Origin of the sequence: Actinoplanes sp. KI2 (genome assembly GCF_025630775.1) — a bacterium.
Classification (GTDB): domain Bacteria; phylum Actinomycetota; class Actinomycetes; order Mycobacteriales; family Micromonosporaceae; genus Actinoplanes.
This window is the reverse complement of the sequence record NZ_JAOSZE010000014.1, coordinates 18,237-34,844: the sequence shown is the minus strand read 5'-3', so window position 1 is coordinate 34,844 and position 16,608 is coordinate 18,237. Positions and strand designations below refer to the sequence as shown.

Sequence of the window (16,608 nt, the reverse complement as noted above, 5' to 3'; positions counted from 1 at the left end):
CCAGGCCGCCAAGCGAAGCGAAGGCATCCACCGCGCCCATCGCACCGTGGGGTTTCCGGGGCTCGGCCCCCGAGCAGACATGAGAAGGGCGACCAGCGAACAAAGATCGCCCACCGCACCGCGGGGTTTCCGGGGCTCGGCCCCCGAGCAGACATGAGAAGGGCGACCAGCGAACAAAGATCGCCCACCGCACCGCGGGGTTTCAGGGGGCTCGGCCCCCTGAGCAGACATGACGAGGCGACTTGGTTCGCGCTCTCCGCGAACACAAGCCGCCATCGACTCGTGGAGCTGAGGGGACTCGAACCCCTGACCCCCACACTGCCAGTGTGGTGCGCTACCAGCTGCGCCACAGCCCCTTACCGCACCCGGTCGCCCGGGCACGGGGGAAATACTACACACCCCGGAGAGATCAGTTCAGCAGGGGGTCGGGTGGGAAGTGGGCCACGGCCGCCAGGATGTCGCCCTGGCGGCGTAGGACCATGGCCCACAGGTCGTCGGGGCGGTTGATGAACGGGTCGCCGGGGAGGGCGTCGAGCAGGAACCAGGAGCCGGAGGCGATCTCCTCTTCGAGCTGGCCGGCCGACCAGCCGGAGTAGCCGGCGAAGACCCGGATGCCGGCCACGCTGTCGCGGATGCGGTCCGGGTCGGCCGACAGGTCGACCGTGCCGAGCGCGCCGGAGACCTGGTGGAAGCCGGTGACCCTGGTCTTCAGGTCCGGGCGGGTGCGGGCCAGGCAGATCGCCGACTCGGGCTGGACCGGGCCGCCCTCGAAGAGCACGGCGGGGTCGCCGGCCAGCTCGCCCCAGCTGCCCAGCACGTCCGAGACGGGGACCTCGGTCGCGCGGTTGAGCACCACGCCGAGGGCACCGCCCGCCTCGTGGGCGACGAGCAGCACGACCGTACGGTCGAAGTTCGGATCTTTGAGGGTCGGGGTCGCCACCAGCAGCCGGCCGGTCATCGACTCCATCGACCGGCCTCCGATCCGCTGACCCTCGCTATACACGGGCTGCCCACCGCGCCTGGGGGTCATCTTCCAGCAACGCCATGCCCAGCACATTAGCCCGTGTTTCCGGGCCTCGATAAGGTCTGCGCATGAACGCAGCGGCGGAGATCGGTGTGATCGGCGGCTCGGGGCTGTACGCGCTCCTTGAGGACGCCGAGGAGGTTGAGGTGTCCACGCCCTACGGTTCGCCGTCCGATCCGATCACGGTGGCCGACGTCGGGGGGCGCCGGGTGGCGTTCCTGCCGCGGCACGGGCGTGATCATCGGTACCCGCCGCACAAGATCCCCTATCGGGCGAATCTTTGGGCGCTTCGCGCTTTGGGCGTACGCCAGATCCTGGCCCCGTGCGCCGTCGGCGGCCTGCGTCCGGAGCTGGGGCCGGGCACTTTCGTGGTCCCGGATCAGTTGATCGACCGGACGAGCGGCCGGGCGCAGACCTTCTACGACGAGGGCGCGGTGCATGTCTCGTTCGCCGACCCGTACTGCCCGAACGGCCGGGCCGTCTTGCTAAAGGCCAGACAGGCGGATGTCGAGCCGGTGGACGGCGGGGCGATGGTGGTCATCGAGGGGCCGCGCTTCTCGACCCGGGCCGAGTCGCGCTGGTTCACCTCGATCGGCGGCTCTGTCGTAAATATGACTGGGCACCCGGAGGCGGTCCTCGCCCGGGAGCTCGCTCTCTGTTACACCGCTATCGCGCTGGTGACCGACCTGGACGCCGGTGTCGAGGGTGATCATGGCGTTACCCAGGAGGAAGTGTTCCGGGTGTTCGGCGAGAACACGGTTCGGCTCCGGAGCGTGCTGCTGGCGGCGGTGACCCAACTTCCCACCGTACGTGACTGTCCCTGCGCGACCGCCCTCGACGGCATCAAGCTGCCATTCGACCTGCCGTAAAAACGGGAGACATCGACCAGTCACTAGCTCGTCCACGGCTCGACACCGTCTATTGAGAAGGTGCAGCCGTGCTCAAGGATCATGCGTGGTCGCGCGCCGTCGGCTTCGCCGGCTCCGCCCTGATCGCGGTGGGCGGGTTGGGGGCCGGCGCGTTACCGACCGGTGTCCCGTTCTTCGCCGGTGGTCGTCATGCCCGGCTGGGCCTGGTCGGCGTCTACAGCGGACTCGCCCTGCTGCTGCTGGCCTGGTGGTGGTACGGCCGGCTGGTGCGCCGCGGCGCCGCTAACAAGAGCGGCGCCGCGGACAGGAGCGGCGCCGCGGACAGGAGCGGCGCCGCGGAGAAGACCGACGGCACCTGGCAAACCCTGGCCTTGTGGGTGGCCCCGCTGCTGCTCGCCCCGCCGATGTTCAGCCGGGACGTATACAGCTATCTGGCCCAGGGCCTGATGATCCACGCCGGGATGGACGTGTACCGGCACGGCCCGGCGCTGCTCGGCGGGGTGATCGCCGATCAAGTGCCGGCGATCTGGCAGCACACCCCCAGCCCGTACGGTCCGGTCTTCCTGATCGTCGCCAAGACGGTCGCCGCCCTGCTCAGCGCCCACCTGATGCTGGGCGTCGTGGCGATGCGGCTGGTCGCGCTGGCCGGCCTGGTGCTGCTCGCCGGCGCGGTCCGGGTGCTGGCCCGGTCGGCCGGGGTGAACCCGGCGGCGGCGACCTGGCTGGCCGTGCTCAATCCGCTGGTGCTGATCCACCTGGTCGGCGGCGCGCACAACGACGCCCTGATGGTCGGCCTGCTCGCCGCCGGCCTGGCCGCTGCGGTGCGGCACCGCCCGGTGGTGGCGACCCTGCTGGTGGTGGCGGCCGCGCTGGTGAAGGTGCCGGCGGGGTTGGGGCTGATCGCGGTGGCGGCGATCTGGGCCACCCAGCTGCCGGGCCGCCGGCCCTGGTTGCGGGCGGCCGGCGGGGTGGGCGCGACCGCTGCCGCGGCCACCGTGGCGATCACCGCGGTCGCGGGAACCGGGTACGGCTGGGTCGGCGCCCTCGGCACCCCGATCTCGGCGCAGAACTGGTCGCTGACCGGGCTGCTCGGCCGCTGGTTGTCCGACGTGCTCGGCCGGTCCGTCGTCGCCGACTCGCGCTGGTTCGGGATGCTCGCCGTGGTGATCGTGGCAGGGGTGGTGTGGACCTACCGCGCCCGGCTCGGCCCGGTCTACGGCCTGGGCATCGTGCTGGTCGCCGTGGTGATCTTCGGCCCGGCCATCCGTCCCTGGTACGTGGTCTGGGGCCTGGCCCCGCTCGCCGCCGTGGCGGCCCAGCACCGGGTGCGCAGCGTGCTGGCCGGCTTCTGCGCGGCGCTGGTGCTGGTGGTGCTGCCGGACGGGTTCGCCGCCGACGGCGAGCGAGTGTTGCTGGCCGTCCTCGGCGCGTTGCTCGGGATCGCCGCGTTCCTGGTGGTCCGGCTGATCCTGGCGCTGCCGGCCACGCTGCGGCCGGTGTGGGCGCGCCGATGAGGCGGCACCCCGAGCAGCAGGTATTCCGCCGCCCATGGGCGCAGGTCACGCTGGTCACCGTGACGGCCGTCGCGGTCGCCGTCTTCCTGGCCACCATCCCGACCTTCCGGCACTTCTTCGACCTGGGCGTCTACCGGGGCGCGGTGCGGTCCTGGCTGATCGACGGGAACGAGCTCTACGACTACCGCTACCAGGACACCGAGTACGGCTTCACGTATCCGCCGTTCGCGGCGCTGGTGATGAGCCCGCTGGCGATCACCTCCTGGCCGGTGGCGGTCGCGGTCGCCGTGCTCCTCAACGGGGCCGCGGTGGTGGTGCTGATCCGCTGGTACTTCATGCCGGTCCTGCGTCGTCGCGAATGGCCGGTGTGGACGCCGTGCGCGCTGATGTTCCTGGGCTTCCTGGTGTTCGAGCCGTCCCGGGACACCTTCAGTTACGGTCAGGTCAACCTGTTGCTGCTGGTGCTGGTCTGCAGCGACCTGCGGAACCGGAAGCTGGCCGGCGTCGGGATCGGCCTGGCCGCGGCGATCAAGCTGACGCCGGTGGTGTTCATCGGCTACCTGGTCCTGTCCCGGCAGTACCGCCAGGCCGCGACGGCGGTGGCCGCGGCCGCCGGCGCGACCGTGCTCGCGCTGCTGATCGCGCCGTCCGCGTCGGCGGAGTTCTGGACCGACGCGGTCTGGGACACCGGCCGGATCGGCAAGCTGTACTACGTCTCCAACCAGTCGCTGCGCGGCGTGGTGGCCCGGCTGGACGGGCCGCCCACGCTGTGGCTGACCGCGGTGGCCCTGGTCGTCGCGTACTGGTGCTGGTGGGTCCGCAGCCGCAAACCGGAGCCCGTGCTCGGCTTCGCGGTGACCGGCGTGATCGCCTGCCTGATCAGTCCGATCACCTGGGTGCATCACCTGGTGTGGCTGATCCCCGGCGTGTTCCTGCTGCTCGATCGCGCGGTGCGCATCCCGGCGGCCGAGCCGCGACGGCGACAGCTGGCCGTGCTCGCGACCGGCTTCGTGATCATGAGCAGCAGCCTGGTCTGGATCTGGTGGGCGCATCCGCTCGGCTGGGGTGCGTTCCCCGGCAGCAACGCGTACGTCTGGCTCAGTCTCGTCGTTCTTGCGGCGCTCACCCAGGAGGCCGGGCGGACGGCGCCGATCTTCGCTCACGGGATTCCTGCGGAGGCCGATAGGTCGTGAGAGCCTCGCCTCGGGTGGCGGAGCCCGGGGACGAAGGCGGCGTGGTGACTCGGTGGGCGAAAGTGGTCCTGGTGGCTCTTGCCGTCCTGATCGGGCTGGCCGGGGCGGGTTTCGGGACCGCAGTCCTGTACGCCCGGCACGTCGAGGGTGAGGTCGGCCGCGACGACATCCTCGGCCGGGCGTCCGCGCTGCCGAGGATCACCGCGGCGCCGGAGTACGTGATCGTCAACGGTGGTGCGGCACCCGCGACCGGCGGCCGGAACTTCCTGATCCTCGGCGTCGACACCCGGGCGAACTGGACACAGAGCCAGTCCCGCAGCGACACAATCATGCTGGCGCACGTCGACGCCACCCGCGATCACGCCAGCATCGTCTCGATCCCGCGGGATTCCTACGTCTACATTCCCCCGGTGCCCGGCAAGTGGCCCGGCGGCAAGACCAAGATCAATGCTGCGTACGCCTGGGGCGGAGCTCCCCTGGTGGTGCAGGTGGTCAGCCACCTGACCGGGGTGAGCATCGACCACGTGGTGCGGGTCGACTTCGCGGCCGTCCGGCGGATCACCGACATCGTCGGCGGCGTGGACGTCACCGTCCGCAAGGCGGTCACCGACGGCCGCACCGGTTACCGCTTCCACGCCGGCGTGAACCACCTCGACGGCAAGCTCGCCGAGATCTACGTACGCCAGCGGTACGGGCTCGCGCAGGGCGACTTCGACCGGGTCAAACGCCAGCAGCAGTACCTGCACGCGCTCGGCGACAAGGTGCTGTCGACGGGCGTCGTGGCCCACCCGCTGCGGCTGAGCTCGCTGCTCACCGAGGTGGCGAAGGCCGTGGTCGTGGACGCGGGGCTGGACCTGAGCGCTACCGCCCGGGAGCTGTCCGGCCTGCGTACGCAGGACCTGGACTTCGCCACGATCCCGTCGACCGGATTCGTGCGCAGCGCGGCCGGCACCGCGAACCGCCTGGACCCGGCCGGGTGCCGGGAGCTGTTCGAGGCGCTGCGCACCGACACGATGGCCGCGTACTTCCGCGGCCACCCCGGTTACCGGGCGAACGCCGGCGCCTAGCGTTTCGGGGATCGGCGCAGCGAGCGCACGTTGGCCTCGGGCCGGGGCTCGCCGGTGGTCGCGGCACGCATGCCGCTGAGGTAGCCGTCGGTCTCGCGTCTCTCGCCGTACTCATTGGTCAGTTCGGCCATGCTCTCGGCGAGCGCGGTCAGGTCTCGCTCGCGATCACTGGCAATCTCCGCCCGGAGGTCGCCGAGCAGCGCGTTCAGCTCGTCGCCGGACACGCCGGGCGGCGTCGGCGAACTGTGCTGCCGCAGCTGACGCAGGACCTGGTCGCGGGCGAACACGACGAGCACGGCCAGCCACGCCAGCACGAAGCAGCCGGTCACGATCGAGACGACGGCCAGCGGCCGCAGGTTGGGCGGCGGCGGGGGCAGCCCGTTGGGCCCCGGCGGCGGAATCGTGCCGGACGGCATCTGGGTCAGCACCGTGACGATCAGCGCGCCGGTCGCGGCGGTGGCGACGATGAGGGCCACCACGAGCAGCTTGCTGATCTGGAGGTGCAAAATCTCCAGTGGCGAGTGGTGGTCGTCCCGGGCCTGCGCGGTCACGCTCCGAGGCTAGTTCGCCACGAGCGGAAGCGCGAGATCGGCCGACGGGAAGCTCCCCTTCGGACGAGAATCTGTCACCCGGATTTACGACGTCGTAACAGTCGCCGGTATGGCTCCAGCATCCGATCGAGCACCGTCTCCAAGGCCTCGCGATCGGCGCGGGGGATGGGCGAATCGTCGGCGAGCACCCGGGCGAGATCGTGCACCAGCGGGTGGGCGGCGGGCACGGCGATCGGCGCCGGGCCGTTCACCCGATCGGGGTACGCCGCGAGAACCAGCTCGTTGATGCTCTTGCCGAGGACCGGCGCGATCCGCTCGATCGACTTGATCGTGGGCCGCTGCTCCTCGCTCAGCCAGCGCAGCACCACCGAGGGATCGGTGCCCACCGCTCGGGCGAAGTGGGTGGGGGTCGGAAAGTGGGCAGCCAGGATCGCTTCCTTCAGATAGGCCCCGAAGCCGGTGGCTGCCATCGGCACAGCATAGGCCGGGCCTGAGCCGGAGTCCGTGGCCCGCGCGAAGGATTGGCTCCGAGGTCAAGGGCTGCTAGCGTCGTTGTCTCTGTAACCAACGGGCTCGCTCCGCGAGAGGTGGTGGCACCGTGATGCTGATCGTCGGATCCGTCGTCACGTGCGCGGCGCTGCTCCTTCTGCTGCTGCTCCGCGTGGCCCGGCGCCGGCGGCAACCGGCGCCTCCCGCCGAGCCCAACCCAGCAGCACCGGGTGCTCCCGTGGCGGCGAGAGCACCCGGTGCGGCCACGTCACCGCAGTCCCAGCGCCGTCGCCACGACAACAGCGGGGTCGCCCACTTCGCCCGGCCGGCCGCCAACGCGGCTCGGCGCACGTCCCTGCTGAGGCCGTAAGCGGACGGGCTAATCAGTGCCCGGGCGACATCAGCAGGCAGTTCACCCGGCGCAACATCTCCTGCTGGCTGAACGGCTTGGGCAGGTAGTCGTCGGCGCCGATGGCGAAGCCGCGGTCCACGTCGCCGGGCCGGCCGTTCCCGTCGATCATCAGCACCGGGATCCGCGCGGTCTCCCGGCGGGCGTGCAGCTCGTGGCAGACGGTCACGCCGTCGATCTGGGGCAGGGTCATGTCCAGGATGATCATGCGAGGCCGCTGCTCGACCGCGAGGTTCAGCGCGGTCCGGCCGTTGTCGGCGCTGAGCGTGCGGAAGCCGGAGACCTGCAGCCGGAACGCGAGGACATCGCGGATGTCGTCGTCCTCGTCGGCGATCAGGATGGTGGGGGTGGCCGGAGCGGCGATCGGGGCCGAGGTGAGGGCCTTGATGAAGTCGTCGGCGCGTGGCTCGGTGAGGGCCAGGGTCATGCGGGTTCCTTTCGCGGGCGCGGCTGTTCCGGAGATCGGCCGGTGCGGGGAGCCCTTGAAAGGATCTTGGTTGCCATCCGGTAGCGGCCTCTGCTGATGGCAGAACGGTCTGGGCCCCGCGGGCCCCAGCGGCGACGATCGGGCGATGGTGACCTTCTCGCTCCAAGCCAAGCCGACCACTGCCGCGGCATGGCTCGACCTCGCCCGCCACGCCGAGCGGGCCGGCTTCGCGTCGCTCTACGTGCCCGACCACCCCGGCACGGGCGTGTCCCCGTTCGTGGCGCTGGCCGCGGCCGCCGCGGTCACCAGCCGGATCAGCCTCGGCTCGTACGTGTCGAACGCGGGCGTCCGCGAGCCGATCCTGCTCGCCTCCGACGTGGCCACCCTCGACGTCGTCTCGGGCGGCCGGGCCGTGCTGGGCGTCGGCGCCGGGCACACCCCGGCCGAGTGGGCGGCGGTCGGCCGCACCCGGCCGGACGTGCGCGGTCGCGTCGACCACTGCATCGAGGTGGCCGAGCGCACCCGGGCCCGGCTGGCCGAGGAGACAAGGGTGCAGGAGCGCGTTCCGCTGCTGATCGGCGGCGGCAACACCCGGCTGCTGCGCTGGGCCGCCGGCAACGCCGACCTGATCGGGCTCACCGGCCTGGGCCGCACCCTCGAGGACGGGCACATGCACCAGACCCGCTGGCGCCGCGACCAGATCGACGCGCAGGTCGAGCTCTGCGCGGACACGCCGACCGAGGCGCTGGTGCAGCGCTTCGAGGTGACCGACGACGCCGGGGCCACGTACGCGACATGGGCCGAGGAGTTCGAGGAGGACGAGGCCGACCTGGCCGCCGCGCCCTACGCCTTCGCCGGTACCCTCGCCGAGATCGAGGCGAAGCTGGCCGAGATCGAGCGCCGCTGGGGCATCGCCCGGTACGCCGTCCGCCTTCCGGCGGTCGAGGCGGTGGAGACGATCCTGGGCGGCTAAAGATCCTCGAAGAGCTCCCGCTCGACCTGGTTGCGATGCTCGACGAAGATCTGCCGGTACCGGGCCAGCGCGCCCTTCCGGTCGCCGGCCTCGAGCAGGGCGAGAATCTCCTCGTGCCCCTCGATCCAGGTGCTCCAGAGGTTGCTCTCCGCGGTCAACGCCAGGATCCGCATGGTGCGCGCGACCACGAGATCCACCATGGACTGCAGCTCGCGGTTGCCGCTGGCCAGGATCACGATGGTGCTGAAATCGGCGCCGGCCGCACCGGCCGCCAGCACGTTCCCGGCCCGCAGCGCGTCGACGAACTCCTTCTGCCGCCGGCGCATCAGCCCGACGTGGGTCTCGGTGAGGTTGTCCACGCCCCACTCGAAACCGGCGCAGGCCAGCACGCTCATCACGTCGATCAGCTCGAGCGCGTTCTTCTGCGTGACGAGGGTGACGTGGCGGGCGCGGTTCGGCGCGATGTCGATCAGACCCTCGACGGAGAGCTGCGCGATCGCCTCGCGCACCGGCGTGATGCTGACGCCGAGGCGGGAGGCCAGCTCGGCGTCCTTGATCAGGGTGCCGGGCCGCAGCTCACCGGTGACGATCTCGTTGCGCAGCTGCCGGACGACGGCCGCCGTGCGGGTCGGTGGAACCGCATAAGACATACCGGCAGAGTACTCAGGGTGACCGGATGCCGACCGGAGGCCCGGCCGTGCATGCTGAACCCATGGTCGCCGAGATCCCGCTGATCGACCTCGACCGCCCACCGCCGGCGCCGGCGGACGAGGCGGTCGTGCGGTCGCGCCCGGCGCTGCTGCTGACCATGCTGATCACGGTGCTGCTCGCGCTGGCCGGCTCGGTGCCGTCCCGGCCCGGGCTGACGCGTGTGCTGGCGGTGGACGAGCCGCTCACGGCGGCCGAGCTGGCTGCCGGGTCGCTCTTCCTCGCCACCCCCGCCGAGGTACGCCGGTACGCCCTGCCCGCCGGCGCCCGGGAGTGGTCCCGGCGGTTCGACGACCAGGTTCAGAACCTGTGGATCGACCCGGCCGGCGGCATCCTGCTCGTCCTCTCCGGCGGCGGCGAGCAGCTGCTGACCGCGTTGGATGCGGCCACCGGCCGGTTGCTGTGGGCGATGAACTCGGTGGACACCGTGATGATCACGCTGTCCCGGGGCGGCGTGCTCACCCAGGAGGGGATGAACGGCGAGGGGTCGCTCCGGATGCTTGACGCGCGCACCGGGCGCACGCGGTGGACGCGGGACGTCGACCCGGCCGGCTTCCTCGGGCCGGACGCGCTGTTCCAGGGCGGCGGCTCGCCGTGGATCGTGGCGGTCGGCCCGATCGGCGACGTGGTGCTCTTCTCGTACGCGGACGGCCACGAGATCGCCCGCGGCCGCCTCGAGCTGGGCTCGGCGCCCCCGGCCGACCGGTCGTTGCCGTCGAACTCAGCCTCGGTCAGCGTCGTCGGCGACCGGCTCTACGTGTCCCGGCGGATACGCGGGACGGCGTCGCTGACCGCGTACTCGATGCGCCCGCTGGCCCCGTTGTGGCAGTCCGTGGGCGGGCCGATCGGCTCGGTGTCGGACTGCGGGCCGGTGCTGTGCGTGGCCGACACCCGGTGGGTGAGCGGCGTCGACCCGGCCAGCGGCCGGGTGCGCTGGCAACAGCCGTCCTGGGGGATCGCCTACCGGTTCGACGGGAAGCGGCTGTTCGCGTACGACAACCAGGAGGACGCCCAGGCCGCACTGATCGACGCCGGCACCGGCCGGGAGCTGCGCCCGCTCGGGCACAGCCGCCAGCTGGGCCGGCTGATCCTGCGCACCGACGGGTTCCGCACCTGGGTGTCGGTGCCCGACGGGTCGACCGGCGACCTGCGCGTCGCCGGGTCGGTGGCCGACGTCGCCGCGTTCCGCTGCCAGACCGGCGGCGACTACCTGCTCTGCCCGACCGTCCGCGGCGACATGGCGGTCTGGCAGGTGCACTGACCGGTCAGCCGGCAGCGGGCTTGCATTTCGGGCCCTTGCGGCAGAACGCGGCGAGCGTGACGGAGGCCGACGCTTTGGTCGGGGTTTCGGCGTCGGTGGTGATGTTGATCGACTGGACCAGCACGGCGCGGGCTTGCACCTTCTGCAGCCGATTGATGAACTCGCTGAGGTTGGCCGGCGCGCCGGCGGCGGTGAGGGTGATCGGTACCGAGACGACATCGGCCACGCCGGTGACCGTGGCGGCCGCACCGACGCCGATGCCGCTCACCGCGACGTTGACCGCGGTGCCCGAGGTCTGCAGCGCGCGCAGGTAGTTCGGCATGTCGTAGGAATCCGGCAGTGCCGCCGTCTTGACGTTCAGTTGCGCGGTGAGCGACGCCTGGTTCTTGGCCTTGGTCTTGAGCTGGTTCAGCGTGGTCCGGAGGCGGACCAGAGCGATTTCCTGGTCGCCGATCTGCTGCTGCTTATCTGCCTTATCTGTATATATCGGCTTGATAGCCAAAAGGTACGCTGCAAGGACGATCACGATGATGCCGAACAGGCCGCCCAGCATCCAGAGGCGATCGGCGCGACGGATACCCATCACTTACCCCCGTTCGTCAGAAGGCTGCTCTTGATGCTCGCGCTCAGGGTGAAGGCCCAGTTCTTCTCCTGCTCGTTCGCGGCGGTGAGATAGACATCGGTCACCCCGTTCACCTTGGCGACCGCATCGACGAAGCCGGCGATGGTCGGCTTGTCCTTCGCCGTGCCCGCCAACATCAGCGTGCCGACCGTGTCGGAGGTCTTGGTCACCCCGAGGGTGGAGTCGTCGTCGAGTGCGCCGTTGAGTGAGTCGAGGGTGACGCCCTTGTCGGCGGCCCTGGTACGCAGCGAGTCCAGCAGGGTCGGCCAGGGCAGGTCCTTCTTCAAGGCGCTCTTGAGGTCGGTGGTGATCGCGTCTCGCTGCGTGATGGTGCTGGTGACCTTGTTGAACTCGGGTTTCTCGGTCTGGGCCCGGACCCTGTCGACCTGATCGGTGACCTCGGCGAGTTCCACGTCGACCTGGTCGCGCTGCTTGTCGGCCTGGACGTACCAGCCGCCGGTCAGCAGGGCGACCAGGACCAGCACGCCGGCGAGCACGACGCGGGTGCGGCGGGCGTTGCGGCCGGCCGTGACCTCCGCGGGCAGCAGGTTGGTGCGGATCGGCAGGATCCGGTTGATCTGCTCGGGGGAGAGGGCCGGGTCGAGCGGCAGCAGGGCCGCGGTGCTCATGGTCATCAGGCTGCCGCTCCCAGGGTGAGGCCGATCGACACCGCGGCCGCGGGCACGAAGCCGTCGAACCCACGCTCGCGGCCCTTGCGGGTGTCGCGCAGCCGGCTGGCGCTGTCCGCGTACCGCACGGTGATGCCCAGCTGCTGCTGAAGGTGCTCGGCCAGGCCGGGCATCAGCGCGCTGCCGCCGCAGAGGGCGAGCCGGGTGACCTGCTTCTGCCGCTCGCCGGAGGCCAGGTAGGTGAACGAGCTGCGCAGCTCGCTGGCGAGCGGGCGGACCGCCTCGCCGGCCGCCTCGGCGGTTTCCGCGTTGCCGTCGCCGTGCAGGCCGTAGTGGCACTTGATGCCCTCGGCCTGCTCCGGCGACACGCCCAGCCGGCCGGCGATGGCCGCGGTGATCTCGGCGCCCCCGCGCGGCACGGTCCGTACGATCAGCGGCTCGCCGTCGGCGTGCACGACCACGCTGGTGACTTCGGAACCGATGTCGACGATTGCCTCGACCTGGGCGTCCAGCCGGGAAGCGGCGCGCAGCAGGGCGAACGAGGCGAGGTCGACCGACCCGACGTGCAGGCCGGCCTTCTCGGCGGCCTCGACCGCGGTGAGCACGGCCTCCTTGGGCATGGCGATCAGCAGGCCGCGGACGGTCGGGTTGCTGCCCGGCTCCTCGAGCGGGTAGAAGTCGAGCACCGCCTTCTCCACCGCGAGCGGCAGCGCGTCCTTGACCTGGAACGGCAGCGCCTGCTTCAGCTCCTTGGCCGGCAGGTTGGCCACCGACATCTCGCGGACCACCAGCTGCGGGTGGGTGACCCCGATGCTGACCCGCTTGGTGCCGAACTTGCTGGTCTGCCAGAGCTGCTTGAGCAGGGTGGTGACCTGGACCGGGTCCTGCACCACCCCGCCGGTCACGACGCCCGGAGGCAGCGCGATCTGGCCGAAGTTGTTCAGCGTGTAGCCGTCCTTGCTCCGGCGCACCTCGACGGCGCGGATCGAGGACGAGCCGATGTCCAGCCCGATCGGGACAACGCCCGCCATCTGATGTATCCCTTCGTTACGCGGTGGGAAGGAGCAGGTCGGTGTACCAGTTCGCGATCGGCGCCGCCGCGAAGACCGCGAGGAAGACGCCGGCGAGCATGAACGGGCCGAACGGGATGCGGCTCTTGCGGGTGGCCGCCCGCGCGGTCATCAGCGCGACGCCGACCACGCCGCCCAGCAGGAAGCCGGCGAAGGCGCCGACCACCACCGAGCTCCAGCCGAGCCAGCCCAGGTAGAGGCCGAGCAGCGGGGCAAGCTTCACGTCGCCGCCGCCCATGCCCTTGGGCAGGACGGCGAGGATCCAGTAGCCGGCGTAGAGCAGCCCGGCGGCGGCCAGGCCGCGGACCGCTGCGTGCCAGTTGTGCTCGGCGATCACCGCGGGCAGCAGCAGGATCGGAGCGATCGCGTACGAGGGGAGGACGATCTTGTCAGGGAGCCGCATGACGTCGAGGTCGATGGCGGCCAGGGCGACCGCCACCGCGGCCAGGTAGAGGTAGGCCGGCAGCTCCCAGGATGGGCCGAACTTCGCGGCCACCGCGACGAACAGGGCCGCGGTGCCGGCCTCGACCAGCGGGTAGCGGGGGCTGATCGGGGCCTTGCAGTCGGCGCACTTGCCGCGCAGCAGCAGCCAGCCGAGGACCGGGATGTTGTGCCGGTTACGCACCGCGTGGCCGCAGTGCGGGCAGTGCGAGCCGGGTCGCACCAGCGACTGGTCGCGGGGGACCCGGCAGATCACGACGTTCAGGAACGAACCGATCGCGAGCCCGAGAAGGCCGGCAGCGCTGAGGAACAACAGTTCCGGCACGACTTTCTCCTCGGGCTCGCGATGGTGGGGTGTCAGCCGACGACGGACTCAGGGAGTCGCGAGGCAGGACGCCATGGTCGTCGCGGTCGAGGCCTTGACGGAGCCGCCGCCGTTGCTGGTGTAGACGTAGATCTTGTTCGAGCCGCCCGTGTTGGTGGCGCAGATGACATAGGTCGTGGAGTTGTTCTTCAGCGCGAACTTGGTGCCGTCGGAGAGCGTGACGGTGCCGTCGTTGCCATTGGTCTGCTTGGGCAGCGTGACCTTGGTGACGATGCCGTCCGTGACGGGGATGTCCGCCGGGTACTGGTTGCCGTTGTCGGTGTAGTACTGCTCGACCGCGCTGACCGCGCCGCGGACGTCGGACTGCGCCGACTTGTCGGCCGCGCCCTTGCGGTAGTTCAGGTAGACCGGGACCGCGATGGCGACCAGGACGCCGATGATGACGACGACAACGAGGAGCTCGATGAGGGTGAAGCCCTCGTCGGCCTTCTTGGCGCGCAGGCGGTTGATGGTCTCGTGCATTGGGGATGCCTCCGTGGCTTGGGGAGTGTGCTGGGGAAGGGGTCTTGCTGGGTCCACCTGAGCAATCGGTCGCGCAAGGCGTGACTTGAGGCTCAGCTGCTCTGAATGTTCTGGTAAATGGTGAACATCGGGAGGTAGAGACAGATCACCATGCCGCCGACCACGGCACCCATCACGAGCACCATGATCGGCTCGATGGAGGCGGTCAGTGACTCGGCGGCGGAGTCGACCTCGCGGTCGTAGAAGTCGGCGACCTTGTCGAGCATCTGGCTGATCTGACCGCTTTCCTCCCCCACCTCGACCATCTGGGTGACCATCTCGGGGAAGATCTTGTGGCGCCGCATCGCGGACGACATGGGCTGGCCGTCCCGCACCGCCCCCTGGACGTCCTTCATCGCGACGTTGATGACCTCGTTGCCGGTGGTCTCGCCGACCACGGCGAGCGCCTGCATGACCGGCACGCCGACATTGAGCAGCAGGCCGAGGTTGCGCGAGAACCGGCTCATCGCGAGTTTCTGGAAGAGCCCGCCGAACACCGGCATGCGCAGCTTGAGCTTGTCCACGGCGAGCCGGAACTCGGCGCTGACCCGGGCCTGCCGTTTGTACGCGATCGAGCCGCCGATCCCGATGATCAGCACCAGTGGCCCGATCCACCACATGTTGTGGCTGGCGTCGACGAGGAACTGGGTGATGGCCGGCAACTCGCCGCCGAGGCTCTTGAACATCCCCTCGAAGATCGGGACGATGAAGATCAACACGGCCGCGATGAGGACGAACGTGAATGCCAGCACGATCGCGGGGTAGGTGAGCGCGCTCTTGATCTTGCCGCGGAGCGCGGTGTCCTTCTCCAGGCTGTCCGCGATCTGTTCGAGCGCGCGGTCGATCATACCGCCGGTCTCGCCGGCCCGGATCATGGCGACCATCAGGCGCGGGAAGATCTTGTCGTGCTTCGCCATCGCGGCCGAGAGCGAGATGCCGACGGCCACCTCGGCCCGGGTCTCGCCGATCGCCGTCTTCAGCGAGGCGACCGACGTCTGTTCCTCGAGGATCGCCAGCGAGCGCAGCAGCGTCATGCCGGAGGACGTCATGGTGGCGAACTGCCGGGCGAAGATGGCCAGGTCCTTCATCTTCGTCCGGCCGCCGAGCCCCGGGATCTTCAGTTCCCGGTTGAGCCCCTGGCCGCCGGCGGTCACCTCGAGCGGCACCTCGCCGCGCTGCCGCAGCATGTTGGTCGCCGCGACCTCGTTGGGTGCCTCGATGGTGCCCTTCGCCTTGCGACCGGTGGCGTCGATGCTGTTGTAGTGGAACGTCTTGGTCATGGGCATGGGGTCACATCCGGCCAATCAATCGCTTCAGCTCTTCCTGGGAGTGGCACAGCTCGAGCGCGACCTGGAGCGTGACCAGGCCCTCGCGGACCTTCTCGGCCAGGTCCTGGTCGAAGGCGAGCATCCCGTCCGACCCGCCGGCCTGCATGAACGAGGGAATCTGGTGCGACTTGCCCTCGCGGATGAGGCTCCGGATGGCCGGCGTGGCGGACAGGATCTCGGAGACCACCACCCGGCCCTTGCCGTCCGCGCGCGGCGCGAGCGCCTGCGTGATCACGCCTTGCAGCGAGGCGGCCAGCTGCGCGCGAATCTGCAGCTGCTGGTGCGGGGGGAAGATGTCGATGACCCGGTCGATCGTCTGGGTGGCGCTCTGCGTGTGCAGGGTGGCCAGCACCAGGTGACCGGTCTCGGCGGCGGTCAGCGCCGTCGCCGTGGTCTCCAGATCACGAAGCTCACCGACCAGGATGATGTCCGGGTCCTGCCGCAGCGCGTGCTTGAGCGCGGCCGCGAAGTCCTCGGTGTCCGCGCCCACCTCGCGCTGGTTGACCACGCTGCGCTTGTGCGGGTGCAGGAACTCGATGGGGTCCTCGATGGTGATGATGTGCGCGGCGCGGCTGCGGTTCGCGAGGTCGAGGATCGAGGCGAGCGTGGTGGTCTTGCCGGAACCGGTGGGGCCGGTGACCAGCACGAGACCGCGGGGCAGGCTGGCGAAGCGGGCCACGGAGGCCGGCATGCCCAGCTCCTCGAGCGCCTTGATCTCGTGCGGGATCGCCCGGAAGACCGCGCCGCACGAGTTGCGCTGGACGTAGAGGTTGCCGCGGAAGCGGGAGACGCCCACGATGCTGTGCGCGAAGTCCAGCTCCCGGCTGCTCTGGAAGGTCTCCCACTGCGCCGGCGAGACCGCGGCCCGGGCCAGCAGCGCGGTGTCGGCCGAGTTGAGGCTGCCGTACCCGGGTATGGGGCGCAGCGAGCCGTTCACCCGGATCATCGGCGGGGTGCCCACGGTCAGGTGCAGGTCGGAGCCGCGCGACTCGACGAGCGTCACGAGCATCTGGTTGAGCACACCAAGGTCACCGCTCGCCGGGGCCGGCGGAGCGACCGGCGCGGCTTGATGCGGCACCGTCTGATCGGTCGTGTACAACGCAATCCCTTTCGCCTCGTGACGCGATCTTTATTCGGCACCTGACCG

General features: G+C 70.4%; 19 protein-coding genes and 1 tRNA gene. 7 read left to right on the top strand and 13 right to left on the bottom strand.

Going from position 1 to position 16,608, the window contains the following annotated elements; translation table 11 throughout:
* Positions 1-283 precede the first annotated feature (283 nt).
* Positions 284-356: transfer RNA gene (locus ODJ79_RS16260), tRNA-Ala, on the bottom strand.
* A gap of 53 nt (positions 357-409) precedes the next feature.
* Positions 410-967 carry a YqgE/AlgH family protein gene (locus tag ODJ79_RS16255; RefSeq protein ID WP_263024296.1) on the bottom strand — a complete coding sequence of 186 codons (558 nt, stop codon included), beginning with the start codon at positions 965-967 and terminating at the stop codon, positions 410-412.
* Between the two features lie 125 nt (positions 968-1,092).
* Between ODJ79_RS16255 and ODJ79_RS16250 the strand changes: the two genes are divergently transcribed.
* From ODJ79_RS16250 to ODJ79_RS16235, 4 genes are all read left to right on the top strand, one after another.
* Positions 1,093-1,893 (top strand): S-methyl-5'-thioadenosine phosphorylase, encoded by an 801-nt coding sequence (locus ODJ79_RS16250; RefSeq protein ID WP_263024295.1) that lies wholly within the window; start codon positions 1,093-1,095, stop codon positions 1,891-1,893.
* 68 nt (positions 1,894-1,961) lie between these two features.
* The gene (mptB, locus tag ODJ79_RS16245; protein ID WP_263024294.1) at positions 1,962-3,407 is read left to right on the top strand and encodes a polyprenol phosphomannose-dependent alpha 1,6 mannosyltransferase MptB; all 1,446 of its coding nucleotides are present in this window, start codon (positions 1,962-1,964) and stop codon (positions 3,405-3,407) included.
* Positions 3,404-4,600, top strand: a complete 1,197-nt coding sequence (locus ODJ79_RS16240) for a glycosyltransferase 87 family protein (RefSeq protein ID WP_263024293.1) — start codon at positions 3,404-3,406, stop codon at positions 4,598-4,600. The genes mptB and ODJ79_RS16240 overlap by 4 nt, the downstream gene beginning before the upstream one ends.
* A 71-nt stretch (positions 4,601-4,671) precedes the next feature.
* Positions 4,672-5,667 carry an LCP family protein gene (locus ODJ79_RS16235; protein WP_263024292.1) on the top strand — a complete coding sequence of 332 codons (996 nt, stop codon included), beginning with the start codon at positions 4,672-4,674 and terminating at the stop codon, positions 5,665-5,667.
* Here ODJ79_RS16235 and ODJ79_RS16230 read toward each other — a convergent pair.
* Entirely contained in the window at positions 5,664-6,218 is a 555-nt protein-coding gene (locus ODJ79_RS16230) for a hypothetical protein (protein ID WP_263024291.1), read from the bottom strand. The two genes, ODJ79_RS16235 and ODJ79_RS16230, sit on opposite strands and share 4 nt — an antisense overlap.
* Before the next feature lie 74 nt (positions 6,219-6,292).
* A complete protein-coding gene (locus ODJ79_RS16225) occupies positions 6,293-6,688 on the bottom strand; it encodes a multiprotein-bridging factor 1 family protein (protein WP_263024290.1) in 396 nt (131 codons plus the stop codon).
* Positions 6,689-6,816: 128 nt separating this feature from the next.
* On the opposite strand from ODJ79_RS16225, the gene ODJ79_RS16220 reads away from it, so the two are divergent.
* Entirely contained in the window at positions 6,817-7,077 is a 261-nt protein-coding gene (locus ODJ79_RS16220) for a hypothetical protein (RefSeq protein WP_263024289.1), read from the top strand.
* Between the two features lie 13 nt (positions 7,078-7,090).
* Here ODJ79_RS16220 and ODJ79_RS16215 read toward each other — a convergent pair whose 3' ends face one another.
* The gene (locus ODJ79_RS16215; protein ID WP_263024288.1) at positions 7,091-7,543 is read right to left on the bottom strand and encodes a PleD family two-component system response regulator; all 453 of its coding nucleotides are present in this window, start codon (positions 7,541-7,543) and stop codon (positions 7,091-7,093) included.
* Between the two features lie 145 nt (positions 7,544-7,688).
* On the opposite strand from ODJ79_RS16215, the gene ODJ79_RS16210 reads away from it, so the two are divergent.
* Positions 7,689-8,516 carry an LLM class flavin-dependent oxidoreductase gene (locus ODJ79_RS16210; protein ID WP_263024287.1) on the top strand — a complete coding sequence of 276 codons (828 nt, stop codon included), beginning with the start codon at positions 7,689-7,691 and terminating at the stop codon, positions 8,514-8,516.
* Here the strand turns inward: ODJ79_RS16210 and ODJ79_RS16205 are convergent.
* Positions 8,513-9,166, bottom strand: a complete 654-nt coding sequence (locus ODJ79_RS16205) for a GntR family transcriptional regulator (RefSeq protein ID WP_263024286.1) — start codon at positions 9,164-9,166, stop codon at positions 8,513-8,515. The two genes, ODJ79_RS16210 and ODJ79_RS16205, sit on opposite strands and share 4 nt — an antisense overlap.
* Positions 9,167-9,228: 62 nt before the next feature.
* On the opposite strand from ODJ79_RS16205, the gene ODJ79_RS16200 reads away from it, so the two are divergent.
* Positions 9,229-10,485 (top strand): PQQ-like beta-propeller repeat protein, encoded by a 1,257-nt coding sequence (locus ODJ79_RS16200; RefSeq protein WP_263024285.1) that lies wholly within the window; start codon positions 9,229-9,231, stop codon positions 10,483-10,485.
* A 4-nt stretch (positions 10,486-10,489) separates the two neighbouring features.
* Here ODJ79_RS16200 and pilO read toward each other — a convergent pair whose 3' ends face one another.
* From pilO to ODJ79_RS16165, 7 genes are all read right to left on the bottom strand, one after another.
* Positions 10,490-11,068, bottom strand: a complete 579-nt coding sequence (pilO, locus tag ODJ79_RS16195; RefSeq protein WP_263024284.1) for a type 4a pilus biogenesis protein PilO — start codon at positions 11,066-11,068, stop codon at positions 10,490-10,492.
* On the bottom strand, positions 11,068-11,736 hold the full coding sequence (locus tag ODJ79_RS16190) for a PilN domain-containing protein (RefSeq protein ID WP_263024283.1): 669 nt from the start codon (positions 11,734-11,736) through the stop codon (positions 11,068-11,070). The genes pilO and ODJ79_RS16190 overlap by 1 nt, the downstream gene beginning before the upstream one ends.
* A 5-nt stretch (positions 11,737-11,741) precedes the next feature.
* Positions 11,742-12,767: a pilus assembly protein PilM gene (locus tag ODJ79_RS16185; protein ID WP_263024282.1), complete on the bottom strand. Its 1,026-nt coding sequence runs from the start codon at positions 12,765-12,767 to the stop codon at positions 11,742-11,744.
* 16 nt (positions 12,768-12,783) lie between these two features.
* Complete coding sequence (locus ODJ79_RS16180; RefSeq protein WP_263024281.1) at positions 12,784-13,572, bottom strand: prepilin peptidase; 789 nt, start codon at positions 13,570-13,572, stop codon at positions 12,784-12,786.
* 48 nt (positions 13,573-13,620) lie between these two features.
* A complete protein-coding gene (locus ODJ79_RS16175; protein ID WP_263024280.1) occupies positions 13,621-14,094 on the bottom strand; it encodes a prepilin-type N-terminal cleavage/methylation domain-containing protein in 474 nt (157 codons plus the stop codon).
* Between the two features lie 92 nt (positions 14,095-14,186).
* Positions 14,187-15,419, bottom strand: coding sequence for a type II secretion system F family protein (locus ODJ79_RS16170; protein ID WP_263024279.1), 1,233 nt, complete (start codon positions 15,417-15,419; stop codon positions 14,187-14,189).
* A gap of 4 nt (positions 15,420-15,423) precedes the next feature.
* A complete protein-coding gene (locus ODJ79_RS16165) occupies positions 15,424-16,560 on the bottom strand; it encodes a type IV pilus twitching motility protein PilT (protein WP_263024278.1) in 1,137 nt (378 codons plus the stop codon).
* Positions 16,561-16,608: the final 48 nt, after the last annotated feature.